We start from the raw sequence: 13,242 nt of genomic DNA on the forward strand, positions 1-13,242 counted from the left end.
CCTGCTTAACTCGTTGGAAGTTTACGGGACTCTCTGCTTTCTCTCGCTGCCTGTACCATATTTTTCAGAGAGTCTATAGTTTCTGGCGTGTTTCTTGTCTTCAGACCGCAGTCTGGATTAATCCAGAAAAGGTCAGCTGGCAGTACTTGAAGAGCCCGGTCAATCATATCTTTCATTTCTTCTACGGAAGGGATGCGCGGGCTGTGAATATCGTAGACACCCAGGCCGATTCCTTTGTCATAAACTGCTGTTTCAAATGATTCGATCAATTCTCCGTGACTGCGGGAGGTTTCAATGGAAATAACATCAGCATCCAAAGCCCGGATGGATTCGATCATATCCTGAAATTCGCTGTAGCACATGTGGGTATGAATCTGCGTCGACGGCTTCACGTTGGAGGTTGCCAGACGGAAAGCAAGCACAGACCAGTCAAGGTATTCGTTCCATTCCTCCCGTTTCAGCGGCAGACCTTCGCGTACAGCCGGCTCATCGACCTGAATCATATCAATGCCCGCTTCTTCCAGGGCTTGTACTTCTTGGCTGAGGGCGACGGCGATCTGAAAGGCGGTTTCCCTGCGGGGAATGTCATCCCGTTCGAAGGACCAGTTTAAAATGGTAACCGGACCGGTCAGCATCCCTTTTACCGGTTTGTCGGTCAGCGACTGGGCATAACGGGATTCCTCCACTGTCATCGGTTCCGCAAAGGTCACGTCATCGTAAATGACCGGCGGTTTCACGCAGCGCGAGCCGTAGGACTGCACCCAGCCGAAACTTGTGAAAGCAAATCCGTTCAATTTTTCTCCGAAAAACTCGACCATATCATTGCGTTCAAATTCGCCGTGAACCAATACATCCAGGCCGATATCTTCCTGGATATCGATCCATTCTTTGATTTTGCCGCGGACGAATTCTTGGTACGCTGCCGGGCTTTTTTCGCCTTTACGGAACTGCTGGCGCGCCACCCGTACTTCTTTCGTCTGCGGAAAGCTTCCAATGGTCGTTGTCGGCAGAAGCGGCAGCTCCCATTTTTCATCCTGATACTTCTGCCGTTCAGCAAACGGGAGGTCACGCTCCGACGGCAGGGCTTCCCGCTGTTTGGTCAAGTCGGCAGACTGCTGCCGGTACGTCTCGGCAAAGACTTGCAAAGCCTTCTGATTCTCATCCAAAGCTTGCTCAGCACTGCCGCCATTCATACGATCGGTCAAGGTTGTAATTTCTTTTAATTTCTCATCAGCAAAGGAAAGCGCTCCGTACAAGATGCCGTCAAGTTTCGTTTCCAGTGTTTTGGTCACGGGTACATGCAGCAGACTGCACGAAGGCTGAATCACTTTGTCGGCTTCGGGAGCAGCTTCGTCAATTTTTTTCAGGAGTGCTTCTTTTTCTTTAAGATCGGCCCGCCAAATGTTACGACCATCAATGACGCCAACGCCGAGTGTTTTGTCTTTTGGAAATCCGTGTTTTTCCAGGGCTGCTTTGTTTTTCTCCAAGCCGTGCACGAAATCAAGGCCGATGCCTTCCACCGGCAGGGCTGTGATGTCTTCGTAATATTCAATGCCTTCAAAGTATGTCTGCAGCATAATGGACATCTCCGGAATCTCGCGGGCAAAGGTGTCATATGTTTTCTGTACGAAACGGAGATCTTCTTTTGTCAGGGTAGGAACAAGAGAAGGCTCATCAATCTGTACCCAAGATGCTCCGGCTTCCTGCAACTGCTGCAGCACTTTCACATACAACGGCAGGAGCTCGTCCAGCTTTGTTTCAAACTCGCTGCTGTCATAACCCTTGGAGAGTTTTAAAAAGGTGAAAGGGCCGATGAGCACAGGTCTTGTATCTATATCCAATTCTTCTTTAGCTTCTTTATAATCATGCAAAGGTTTATTTTCTTTTAAAACAGGGGTGATGTCCCCGATTTCCGGCACAATGTAGTGATAGTTTGTATTAAACCACTTGGTCATTTCACATGCCGGTGCTTTGTCGGTGCCTCGTGCCATATTAAAGTAGGTGGTAAGAGAATCCGGCTCTCCCTGAAATCGTTCCGGAATAAACCCGAACATGAGGGCGGTATCGAGTATATGATCATAAAAGGAAAAGTCGCCGGCCGGGATAAAAGATACACCGGCGTCTCTCTGTTTTTGAAGATAACCGAGACGCAGCTCCTTCATTTCCTTTAAAAAATCGTCCTTCGAGATTTTCTCCCCCCAATAGCTTTCGAGAGCCCGTTTCCATTCGCGGTTTTCTCCGAGCCGCGGGTAACCAAGGTTACTATTCGTCCACGTTGTTCCCATATCGCTGCCTCCTTGATAAAATAAGATATAATGTGCATAAAAAAAGGTATTTTTACAAGGCGGCGGACGGGAGAAGCGCATGTAAAAATACCCTTATGGATATATATAACGTAAACACCTTCCTATCTCCCGTAGGTCGCGCGGTGCTGTTAAAACAGGCAGGTCTCCTGGCTTCAGTATCTTCGCTGTCATGGCCTTCCCGAATACTATTCAGTGGCAGTGCATGACGCTCCTCTGTCACAGTGGCGGGACCGCTCCGGAGTTTCACCGGCTTCCCTTTTAAACCCTGAAAACTGGAATTTTCAGGGTACCTGTTTCCGTCATATGTCATTGTTTGTAGAAAAACTATATCGCTTGTACTGCTGTTCTGTCAAGAGCCCTGAAGTGGCATATATAGTAGTTATGTTTTCTGTAATGCCCAATATATACGAGGTGAAGCATAAGATGAAGCATCCAGTATCCGAAAAATTTTTTTGTCAGCCTACATTGGAATTGGCTCGTCAATTACTAGGTTCTGTTTTAGTGAAAAAATCAGAACAAGGGACGGCTGCCGGTAGAATTGTGGAGACGGAGGCGTATTTGGGGAAGGAAGACCGGGCGGCCCACAGTTTTGGAAACAAAAGAACGAAACGGACGGAAGTCATGTTTCAACGTCCGGGCCATGTATATACGTTTGAGATGCATACGCATTGTCTTGTAAATGTTGTCAGCGCACCGGCAGGGGTACCGCAGGCGGTTCTAATCCGAGCACTTGAACCCGTGGACGGAATAGAGCTCATGCGGTCGCGGCGAAACAGGCAAAAAGACATCGAACTAACAAACGGCCCCGGGAAGTTAACGAAGGCACTAGGGATTACAATGATGGATTATGGCCGCCATTTTTCTGAAAAAACGTTGTACATCGCGGAGGGAAAAGAGCCATCAGAGATTTCTTCCGGTCCGCGGATAGGAATTGAGAACACTGGAGAAGCTAGAGACTATCCGTATAGGTTTTGGGAAAAAGGGAATCCATTTGTTTCGAGATAGTCCATTACAAACCGGTCATGGCGTTTCTTTATTATGTCTTCTATTCTCAATTAGCCATTCTTTATTAAGAATAGAAAAGAAAGCGGTTTCTTTTAGTTTGTTCACAATTTGTTAATAATTCCGCTGAATATAGTGATTTCCTCCATCGAATTTCTTGACAAACTGCTTCTGATTAATAATAATTATTATAAAGAAGATAACCTTTACGCTTTCATTTGAAAATGTAAAAGTGAAGAGTCTACTATTTTGCAGAAGGAGGACATACATTATGTCATTAATAGGTAAAGAAGTACAACCATTTCAGGCTACTGCATTTCGTCAAGGTGAATTTGTAGACGTAACTGAAGAAAATTTCAAAGGCCAATGGAGTGTTGTTTGTTTTTATCCAGCAGACTTCTCCTTTGTCTGCCCGACGGAATTGGAAGATTTACAACATCAATATGCTGAGCTGAAAAATCTTGGTACAGAAGTTTATTCTGTTTCCACAGATACACATTTTGTACATAAAGCGTGGCACGAAGCATCTGACGCTATTAACAAGATTGAGTATACGATGATTGGGGACCCCTCTCAACAAATTTCCCGTAACTTTGAGGTGCTCCGGGAGGAAGAAGGATTAGCCGACCGCGGTACATTTATTATTGATCCAGACGGCGTTATTCAAATGGTAGAAATTAACGCTGACGGCATCGGCCGTGACGCCAGTACATTAATCAGCAAAATCAAAGCTGCGCAATATGTACGTGAAAATCCGGATGAGGTCTGCCCTGCCAATTGGGATGAAACGGGAGAAACGTTAAAGCCAAGTCTTGATTTAGTAGGCAAAATATAAGAGAAGGACCGTTACCCAGTATAATACTTTAGAGGGGTTCGACGTTCAGAAGCGTCGAACTTCCTTTTTGTCAAGGTTAAGCGAAAGATTTAATGAATTTTAAAGTGGAAAAGAGGTTCAATATGCTCGATCAGGAAATTAAGTCACAACTCAAAGAGTATTTGCAGCTGCTGGAGAATGATATTGTGCTTAAAGTGAATTTCGGATCAGACGATGTTTCCAAAGAAGCGGAGGAACTGGTCAACGAAATTTCCGATATGTCAGATAAAATCACGGTGGAACAGGGAGATTTCCCGCGAGTTCCAACTTTCAGCGTCAATCGGCCTGGGGAAAGTTCAGGCATTAGTTTTTCCGGTGTTCCGCTTGGACATGAATTCACGTCCCTGGTCCTTGCTTTATTACAAGTAAGCGGCCGTCCTCCGAAAGAAGAAGAGGGTGTGCTCGATCAAATCAGACAATTGGAGGGTCCGCTGCATTTTGAGACCTATGTCAGCCTTTCCTGCCAAAACTGCCCTGATGTCGTACAGGCATTGAATGTAATGAGTGTCATTCATCCGGATATTACCCACACCATGATTGAAGGATCGGCCTTTAAAGAAGAAGTAGAGGGGAACGAAGTGATGGCTGTTCCATCTGTCTTTTTAAACGGCGAATCCTTTGTTAACGGCCGCCAGACACTAAAAAGCATTCTTGAAAAATTGGGAAATACCTCTGTAGATGTATCCGCCCTTAACGATAAACAGGCATTTGACGTGCTTATTGTCGGCGGCGGTCCTGCTGGTGCAAGTGCAGCCATTTATGCAGCAAGAAAAGGGATCCGGACAGGCATTGTAGCCGATCGCTTCGGCGGGCAGGTGCAGGATACAAAGGGAATTGAAAACTTTATCGCGACCAAATATACAGAAGGACCTCAGCTGACAGCAAGTCTTGAAGAGCATGTACGCGACTATGATGTGGATATTATGGATTCCACGCTTGCCAAGTCATTAGAGAAAAAAGACTTATTTGAATTGGAGCTGGAAAACGGCGCAACACTAAAAAGTAAAACAGTGGTTGTTTCTACCGGTGCCCGCTGGAAGAATATCGGTGTTCCCGGGGAAGCAGAATTTAAAAATAAAGGAGTCGCCTATTGTCCGCACTGTGACGGCCCCATTTTTGAAGGGAAAGACGTGGCTGTTATCGGCGGCGGGAATTCCGGAATTGAAGCTGCCATTGATTTAGCCGGTATTGTCAATCATGTTACAGTACTTGAATTTCTTCCTGAATTGAATGCAGACAGCGTGCTGCAGGAACGGGTGAACAGTCTGCCAAACGTGTCTGTTATCACCAATGCGCGCACCTCTGAAATCTATGGCAATAAGAAAGTGCAGGGTCTCCGCTATGTAGACCGCGAAACCGAAGAAGAGCAGAGCATCGAACTCGCCGGTGTTTTTGTCCAAATCGGTCTTGTTCCAAATACGGAATGGCTGGAAGACACGGTAGAAAGAAACAAATATGGAGAAATTGTCGTCGACAAACACGGCGCTGCCAATATTCCTGGTGTATTTGCGGCAGGAGACTGCACAGACATGCCTTATAAACAAATTATTACTTCCATGGGATCAGGCGCTGCTGCAGCTTTAGGTGCCTTTGACCACTTGATTCGGAATTAATAGGAAGAGGCCGGCGGAGGCAATCCGCTGGTCTTTTTTTAGATAAGGAAGCAGCACTCTATTTCAAGATAATACTTTACAAGCAGGGTTTTTGATTTTACAATCATAACGTATTATAATTCCTACTATCACGATAAGAAAGAGGTGAATAATATGGCTGTTAATGTTGAGGCAGTAACCAATCAGCATCAGGAAGAAAATAAAGGGGCTCCTTTAAATCAGGCCCAGACCCCGCTCGTTGCCGGCGGGTTCATCGCAGCGGCTGTCTTAATGGTCTTTTTAGCAGTGACACAGGATGTGGCCCAACCCTTATTATTCATGATTGGACTATTATTAGGTTATACGTTATTTCATGCACGTTTTGGCTTCACCTCCGCTTTTCGGCGTTTTGCATCGGTCGGAAACGGGCAGGCACTGCGCGCGCATATGATCATGCTTGCTGCAGCTGTCACGTTGTTTGCACCGGTTTTAGCAGGGGGTACGACTTTCTTTGGAGGAGAAGCGACTGGTAATATTGCCCCGATTGGTATCAGCCTCCTTGTCGGAGCCTTTTTGTTCGGGGTCGGCATGCAGCTTGGGGGGGGCTGTGCGTCGGGGACCCTTTACGCTGTAGGCGGCGGACGTTCGGTTATGTTCATTACGCTTCTCTTTTTCATTGTTGGCGCAACCATTGGGGCTTATCATTTGGACTTTTGGACGAATGACCTGCCCTCCTTTGGAGCGGTCTCCCTGGCTGACTCTACCGGCCTGGGCTATTTTGGAGCCTGGCTGGTATCGGTTCTATTTTTCGGATTGATTATCTGGTGGACTCTGCAGCGGGAGAAAAAGAAAAATCCGCCTAAAATGGCGGCACTCCCAACAACATCAGGTTGGAAGCGGATATTCCGGGGATCGTGGCCGTTAATCACAGCCGCTGTTGTGCTGGCTGTGCTCAATGCGTTGACCCTGTTAACCCGTGGAAGTGGCTGGGGTGTGACATCGGCCTTTACACTCTGGGGATCTAAAGCTGCAGCAGCCTTCGGAATGGATCCTTCCAGCTGGGGGTACTGGCAGGGGAATGCCGAAGCGCTGCAGACCACGATATTTGCAGATACGACAACCGTTTTGAATTTTGGTGTGATTCTCGGAGCGTTTGTGGCGTCGGCTGCCGGCGGATTGTTCCGTTTTTCCAATATGAATGCGAAAAATGTTTCTGCAGCCGTGATTGGCGGGCTGCTTATGGGATACGGCGCCCGTCTTGCGTTCGGCTGTAACATCGGTGCTTATTTCACCGGCATCGCCTCCTTCAGCCTGCACGGCTATCTATGGGGGATATTAGCAATGGCCGGCACCTTTGCCGCCTTGTTCCTGCGGCCGCTGTTCGGCCTATCCGTGCCAAAATCGAATGATTCATTCTGCTGACAGAAACAGCAGCCGAGGCTGTCCTCATAAGGACAGCCTCTTTTGTATGCTGACGGGGAGCGATACGCTTTTACAATCACTTTTGCGTTTTAAACGGTGAAATGACATGGTTACCGAAGTTGTATCTATGACATTCCATCTATTTAGCTACAAAGTGATGAATAAGAAGAGTTTATCCCTTACTTTTTACCCCCTTCTCCGGCAATGTCATGATGAAAACATCACTATCCCTTACAATTGCTGTCCGTCACTGCAAAAGAAAGGGATAGTGGTGGGGGATTTAGGTTTTATAGCGGGAATTCTGATGACAATGGTGTATTGTATACGATAGACTGACCTTGAGGAAGAGGGCTCAGTCTTTGAGATGGTGGTCGGCTTCTTTCAGGATGGAACCTATATTTTCTCCCTGCACAAGCAGATCAGCTTCTTTGTCCATATCGGTTTCTGTGCGATTTACAATTACCAGGCGGGCCCCCTGCTGTTTGGCATCGACTGGAAAGTAGGAGGCGGGTGCGACTGATAAGCTGGAGCCGAGTACAATAAACAAATCGGCCCGGGTTGATTCCTGCTGGGCGAAAGCGATTGCCTCTTCCGGCAGCATCTCTCCAAACAGCACGATATTTGGACGCAGGAATCCGCCGCAGACAGGACAGCTTGTTTCATTGTTGGTATAGCGGCTGCTGTCTGCAGAAGCACCACAAGAGTGGCAGTGTAGAGCAGCGATGGAACCGTGCAGCTCGGCTACGTGTCTGCTGCCTGCCTGCTGGTGCAGGCCATCGACATTCTGGGTAATAATGCTTTTTATGAACCCCTTTTGCTCCCAGTCTGCCAGGATATGATGCCCGTCGTTAGGCAGCACCCCGGCTAATGCTTCTATACGCGATTGGTAAAAGGCAAGAAATTCAGAGCGGTTATTTTCCATGGCTTCTACGCTTGCGAGCGCCGCCGGGTTCTGGTTTTTCCATAACCCCGTATTGGAACGGAAGTCTGGAAGTCCGCTCTCCGTGGACATTCCCGCCCCTGTCATGACAACAGGGTAATCCGAATGCTGCAAAAGATCCGCCAATTGGTTCATTCCATCACGTCTCCTTATTCTCGTATCTGCCTATATTATGAGAGAGACGTCTGCTGTTTTCAAACCTAAAAAACAGCAGCGTTGATAAAAATCAACGCTGCTTTATAAGTACTTGATATTCATTTAAGAAAGGGAGTTGGTGCGGTTGAGAGGATTCGAACCTCCATGGGCTGTAACGCCCACACGGACCTGAACCGTGCGCGTCTGCCAGTTCCGCCACAACCGCAAGACAAATTCTATTATATAAGAGGCGTGATAATAATGCAAGGGGTTTTTTTAAAAACATCAGAAAGTATATAATGTTAGCGTTTTTGATATCCAGCTCTAGCGCCCAGCCGCTCAGAGCGGGGACTTGCAGGTTGCAGGTTAGTTCGGTGCTGCCTCAGGACGAGGCGGTTTTAACCGAACCTCCTCTGCCCGGGGCGCTTGCGCTTTTTTATAACATGAAAAGAATTTGAGATGATATAATTTAGCCAGATGATGAAGGGGGGATTGCTGGATGGATTTTTCATATCTCACAAAGCATCAAAAGCGGTTTACCGAAGAATTAGTGGATTTTCTCCGGATTCCGAGTGTTTCCACGCTTCCGGAGTACAAAGAAAAAGTGGAACAGGCAGCGGAATGGACCGCTTCCCGGCTGCAGAAGGCCGGTCTCGAAAATATAAAAACAATGGAAACAAAAGGTCATCCGGTAGTTTATGGAGAATGGCTTCATGCCGGAGAGGCTCCGACAATTTTGTTTTACGGACATTATGATGTCCAGCCTGCAGAACCGCTCGACTTATGGAATTCTCCGCCGTTTGATCCGAAAATAGAAAACGGATGTGTATATGCGAGGGGAGCCACCGATATGAAGGCCAATGTGCTGCTCCCGATTATTGCCTGTGAAGCCTGGTTAAAGGAAAAAACATTTCTTCCTGTTAACGTGAAATTCCTGTTTGAAGGAGAAGAAGAGATTGGAAGCCCGTCTTTGGCTGATTTTATGGAGGAATATCAAGAGCTGTTGGGGTCTGATTTAGCAGTCAGTGCTGATTCCGGGCAGATGGAAGAAAACCAGCCTGCCACGATGGTCAGTCTGCGCGGACTTGCCGGCGTGCAGATTGATGTTCGCGGGGCAGAAGGCGACCTGCATTCCGGCCTGTTTGGCGGGGCTGTTCCCAATGCAGCGCAGGCGTTAGCTCATTTGATAGATACGATGAAAAACAGGGATGGCACGATCGCGGTGGAAGGATTTTATGACCATGTCGTGGAAAGGACGGAGCAGGAAAAAGAGGATATTAATGCCAATCATTCAAAACCCGAAGATTTTAAAAAAAACGCAGGCGTTCAAGCATTACATGGGGAACCGGGACGAACCCCGGGGGAGCAGACGCTGGTACGCCCCACGCTGGATGTGAACGGAATATGGGGCGGCTTTCAGGGGATGGGAGTGAAAACCGTTATTCCCGCAGAAGCCCACGCTAAGGTAACATGCCGTCTTGTGCCGGACCAGACCCCGGAGGATATTATCGAAAAACTCCGTCGCCATGTGGAAAAGCACACTCCGGAAGAAACAGAAGCCGCAGTCATCCCTCTCGATGGCAGAGCTTATCCATATATGCTGCCGTCGGACCACCCGGGGCTGCAGGCGGTGGAAAAGGCTGTCCAGCAGGTAGAAAATAAGCAGCCGGCTCAGTTAAGAATAGGAGGCTCTATCCCGATCACCGGTCTCCTGCAGAAACAATTAGGGGTTCACACGGTACAGCTTGGTTTCTCTGTCTTTGATGAAGGAATGCATGCTCCAAATGAATTTTACCGGCTGAGTCAGTTTGAGAAGGGCCAGAAGGTTTATATACAGCTATTGGAAGAACTTGCTGTAAATATGAAATAGTGAAACAAATAGAGCAGCCAGGGGGACGCCCTGGCTGCTCTGTTTATGTCGATGATTCATGATAAAATAGAAAAGTGACGAAATTCAGCTGAAGAAAGAAGTGCCCGCCTATGTCGACAGAAAACGATCGTTCTACTTTGGATATTACATATGAAATCATGATGGTACTGCTGGCTGCCCTTTCGGTAGGAACCTTGTGGTATGACACCGGGGTCGATAATTATCTAATTTGGGGAACGTGGGGCGTCTTTTTTGTCGACTTTTTGTATCGTTTTTTTACCACGGAGAATAAATGGCAGTTTATCAAATCCAACCCTTTTCTTGTGATAGCCGTCATTCCGTTGGATGCTGTGTTTCAATTCGCCCGTTTTGCCCGTATCCTTCATTTACTGCGTTTGAAAACAATAACCAAGTATTACACCATGCCGTTTATCCGTTTTTTAAAGCAGCAGCATTTAGGGGTGGTGGTCTCTCTGGCGTTTGTCTTTTTGTTTTTTACCATTATACCACTCTATTATCTCGAACCGGAGTTGACCAGCTACTGGGATGCTTTTTCAAGCAGTCTCTTGTCTTTGATATTTTTCGGACGCTCTGATTTTGAGCCGGTGACAGCATTGGGCCGGTTTTTGCTTGTACTGCTCAGCATTGTAGGGGTCATTTTGTACGGATTAGCCATCAGCACGGCATTTGATGTGATCTATCAATCTCGAAAAATGCAGAATTGGTTAAAAAAAGTCAGAGATAAAGGGAAAAAGAATTCTAACCACTAATCGTTCTGCATAAGATAGAGCAACCCGTATGAAAAAGGCAGGTATCAGCATGAATGAATTCACGCAGCGAAAGTATTATCGGCCGTATGTCAGCCCGTTTGATCCGTGCCCGCCTATCCGTGTAAAGTCATATGAAACTCCGCCCCAGTTGTACCTTGGTTTTCAGCCCTATAACCTTCCGCAGTTTAAGCCGCAGCAGGCGCTTTATTGCGGGACCTTATGGCCTGCACTGTTTTCGCCGTATGAAGGCAAGTATTGGGGGAGGGATGAAGAATGAGCCATCAAGTACAGCTCCCGAAAGAGTTTTATCCGCTGATGGAAGAATTGCAGGTGGTGGATTTCGTCCTGGTGGAGCTGACGCTGTATTTGGATACCCATCCTAATGATACAGCGGCTATTCAGCAGTTTAATGATGCTTCTTACTATCGAAGACAATTGGTCCCCAAAGTGGAGGAGTATTTAGGGCCGCTGCAGCAGTTTGGCAACAGCTACAGCTCGTATCCCTGGAACTGGAATCAGGCACCCTGGCCATGGCAGATTTAGCGGAGGAGGCTGTATATGTGGATTTATGAAAAAAAGCTCCAATATCCGGTGAAAGTAAGCACCTGTAACCCAATGCTGGCGAAATATTTAATAGAGCAGTACGGCGGAGCGGATGGTGAACTTTCCGCCGCTTTACGTTACTTAAACCAGCGGTATGCGATCCCTGATAAGGTGATCGGGCTGCTCACCGATATTGGTACCGAAGAATTTGCCCATCTGGAAATGATTGCAACGATGGTCTATAAACTGACCAAGGATGCCAAACCGGAGCAGATGGAAGAAGCGGGACTCGGTGATTTTTACGTAAATCACGATAACGCCCTTTATTATAACAATGCCTCCGGCGTTCCGTGGACCGCGTCCTATATTCAGGCGAAAGGGGATCCGATTGCTGATCTATATGAAGACATTGCGGCCGAAGAAAAAGCACGTGCTACATATCAATGGATCATTGATATGAGTGATGACCCGGATCTCAATGATGGTCTGAAATTCCTGCGCGAACGAGAGATAGTTCATTCCCAGCGCTTTAGAGAAGCAGTTGAAATGCTCAAAGAAGAACGGGACCGGCAGAGAATTTTCTAGTTGGAGCAGGGCGTCATGAGATAACCATGATGCCTTTTTTTATTCGACATGTTCTTCAAAATGTTCCAGTTTCAGCAGCTGGTCATCCTCCTCATCCGGGTTTCCGCGCCCGTCCCTGTTATTGGTGACGACGTACATCGAGTCTCCGGCAATCAATACGTCCCGAAGCCGGCCTTCTCCGCTGTAGACCACTTCCATGGTCTCCTCTTCCACATGAAAACGCATGAGCTGTGTGCCTCGAAGTCCGGTTACATAAAAATCATTGGTGCCGTCAAAGGCTGTGCCGGAAGGAGCCCATGTGTCATTCCCGGAGTGGCTCAACGGCGGGCGCATACCGTCTTGGCTTTCGTCTCCTGTAATGTCCGGCCATCCATAATTTTTTCCCGGTTTGATCTGGTTGATTTCATCATGAGCGGAGGAGCCGTGTTCGGAACTGAAGAGGACGCCTTCTTCGTTCCACGAAATGCCCTGTGGGTTGCGGTGTCCATAGGAATAAATATAGGAGTCAGCTATAGGATTGTCTTCGGGTATGTCTCCATCCAGTGTCATACGCAATATACTGCCCCCCAGGTTTTCCAGCTGCTGGGCCTGGTTTTCAGTACCGGCATCCCCGGCGGTTGCATAAAGTCTGTCATCAGGTCCTATTTTAAGACGTCCGCCGTTGTGAATACGGGCTCCTGGTATATCCTCTAACAGAATTTCCTCTTCGTGCCATGTACCGTTTTCGAGCGTAATGGAGACGATCCGGTTGGCGAGACTGTGATTTTGTTCATACGTGTGATAAATATAGGCTCTCTGCGAGTCACCGAAATCCGGGGCAAGCTGAAAGCCGAGCAGTCCGCCTTCTCCTTGGGCTGCTACGTCTTCGTTCAAGGACAACTGCTGGCGTTCTATCGAATCATTTTCATCTATATGAGCAATGGTACCGTTTCGCTCTGTCACATAAAATTCCCCTTCGTATGTTTGTATTGACCAGGGAACATCCAGATTGGAGGCGATAGTTTGGACGGACAAAGCAGCATCATCTCTGCGATTATTTGAGCTTGCTTGGGGATTCTCCGGTGCTTGATTTTCCTCTGGAGTACTTTCTTCCGCGTCTGGGTTGGTTTCTTGTTCTGGAAGCTCCTGCTGTGAACTGCACCCTGTAGAAATAAACAGAAAAAGAATGACGGAAGCCGCTTTTTTCAATGTCATACCTCCTCC

General features: G+C 47.5%; 12 protein-coding genes, 1 tRNA gene and 1 riboswitch. Of the genes, 9 read left to right on the plus strand and 4 right to left on the minus strand.

Annotation, left to right across the window (positions count from 1 at the left end; all coding sequences use genetic code 11):
• Window positions 1–5: 5 nt before the first annotated feature.
• A complete protein-coding gene (metE, locus tag G475_RS0123095) occupies window positions 6–2,285 on the minus strand; it encodes a 5-methyltetrahydropteroyltriglutamate--homocysteine S-methyltransferase (protein ID WP_026703276.1) in 2,280 nt (759 codons plus the stop codon).
• 140 nt (window positions 2,286–2,425) lie between these two features.
• Window positions 2,426–2,615, minus strand: a riboswitch (cobalamin riboswitch).
• A 114-nt stretch (window positions 2,616–2,729) separates the two neighbouring features.
• Between metE and G475_RS0123100 the strand changes: the two genes are divergently transcribed.
• The 4 genes from G475_RS0123100 (at window position 2,730) to G475_RS0123120 (ending at window position 7,196) form a co-directional block, all read left to right on the plus strand.
• Window positions 2,730–3,311: a DNA-3-methyladenine glycosylase gene (locus G475_RS0123100; protein WP_035712568.1), complete on the plus strand. Its 582-nt coding sequence runs from the start codon at window positions 2,730–2,732 to the stop codon at window positions 3,309–3,311.
• 268 nt (window positions 3,312–3,579) lie between these two features.
• Window positions 3,580–4,143 (plus strand): alkyl hydroperoxide reductase subunit C, encoded by a 564-nt coding sequence (ahpC, locus tag G475_RS0123110; protein WP_026703278.1) that lies wholly within the window; start codon window positions 3,580–3,582, stop codon window positions 4,141–4,143.
• 122 nt (window positions 4,144–4,265) lie between these two features.
• On the plus strand, window positions 4,266–5,795 hold the full coding sequence (gene ahpF, locus G475_RS0123115) for an alkyl hydroperoxide reductase subunit F (protein WP_026703279.1): 1,530 nt from the start codon (window positions 4,266–4,268) through the stop codon (window positions 5,793–5,795).
• A gap of 153 nt (window positions 5,796–5,948) precedes the next feature.
• Window positions 5,949–7,196 (plus strand): YeeE/YedE family protein, encoded by a 1,248-nt coding sequence (locus tag G475_RS0123120; protein ID WP_026703280.1) that lies wholly within the window; start codon window positions 5,949–5,951, stop codon window positions 7,194–7,196.
• 352 nt (window positions 7,197–7,548) lie between these two features.
• Here G475_RS0123120 and G475_RS0123125 read toward each other — a convergent pair whose 3' ends face one another.
• Window positions 7,549–8,271 carry an NAD-dependent deacylase gene (locus tag G475_RS0123125; RefSeq protein ID WP_026703281.1) on the minus strand — a complete coding sequence of 241 codons (723 nt, stop codon included), beginning with the start codon at window positions 8,269–8,271 and terminating at the stop codon, window positions 7,549–7,551.
• A gap of 137 nt (window positions 8,272–8,408) precedes the next feature.
• Window positions 8,409–8,497, minus strand: a tRNA-Leu gene (locus G475_RS0123130).
• A gap of 273 nt (window positions 8,498–8,770) precedes the next feature.
• Between G475_RS0123130 and G475_RS0123135 the strand changes: the two genes are divergently transcribed.
• From G475_RS0123135 to G475_RS0123155, 5 genes are all read left to right on the plus strand, one after another.
• Entirely contained in the window at window positions 8,771–10,141 is a 1,371-nt protein-coding gene (locus G475_RS0123135) for a dipeptidase (RefSeq protein ID WP_026703282.1), read from the plus strand.
• Between the two features lie 110 nt (window positions 10,142–10,251).
• Entirely contained in the window at window positions 10,252–10,911 is a 660-nt protein-coding gene (locus G475_RS0123140) for a two pore domain potassium channel family protein (protein ID WP_051302846.1), read from the plus strand.
• Window positions 10,912–10,960: 49 nt separating this feature from the next.
• On the plus strand, window positions 10,961–11,188 hold the full coding sequence (locus tag G475_RS0123145; RefSeq protein WP_026703284.1) for a spore coat associated protein CotJA: 228 nt from the start codon (window positions 10,961–10,963) through the stop codon (window positions 11,186–11,188).
• Window positions 11,185–11,454, plus strand: coding sequence for a spore coat protein CotJB (locus G475_RS0123150; protein WP_026703285.1), 270 nt, complete (start codon window positions 11,185–11,187; stop codon window positions 11,452–11,454). Before G475_RS0123145 ends, G475_RS0123150 begins: the two co-directional genes overlap by 4 nt.
• 15 nt (window positions 11,455–11,469) lie before the next feature.
• Window positions 11,470–12,039, plus strand: a complete 570-nt coding sequence (locus G475_RS0123155; protein ID WP_026703286.1) for a manganese catalase family protein — start codon at window positions 11,470–11,472, stop codon at window positions 12,037–12,039.
• A gap of 39 nt (window positions 12,040–12,078) precedes the next feature.
• Here the strand turns inward: G475_RS0123155 and G475_RS0123160 are convergent, their stop codons facing one another.
• On the minus strand, window positions 12,079–13,233 hold the full coding sequence (locus G475_RS0123160) for a PQQ-dependent sugar dehydrogenase (protein ID WP_233275837.1): 1,155 nt from the start codon (window positions 13,231–13,233) through the stop codon (window positions 12,079–12,081).
• Window positions 13,234–13,242: the final 9 nt, after the last annotated feature.

It is taken from the genome of Salibacterium aidingense DSM 18341 (assembly GCF_000429685.1).
GTDB classification, from domain to species: Bacteria; Bacillota; Bacilli; order Bacillales; family Marinococcaceae; genus Salibacterium; species Salibacterium aidingense.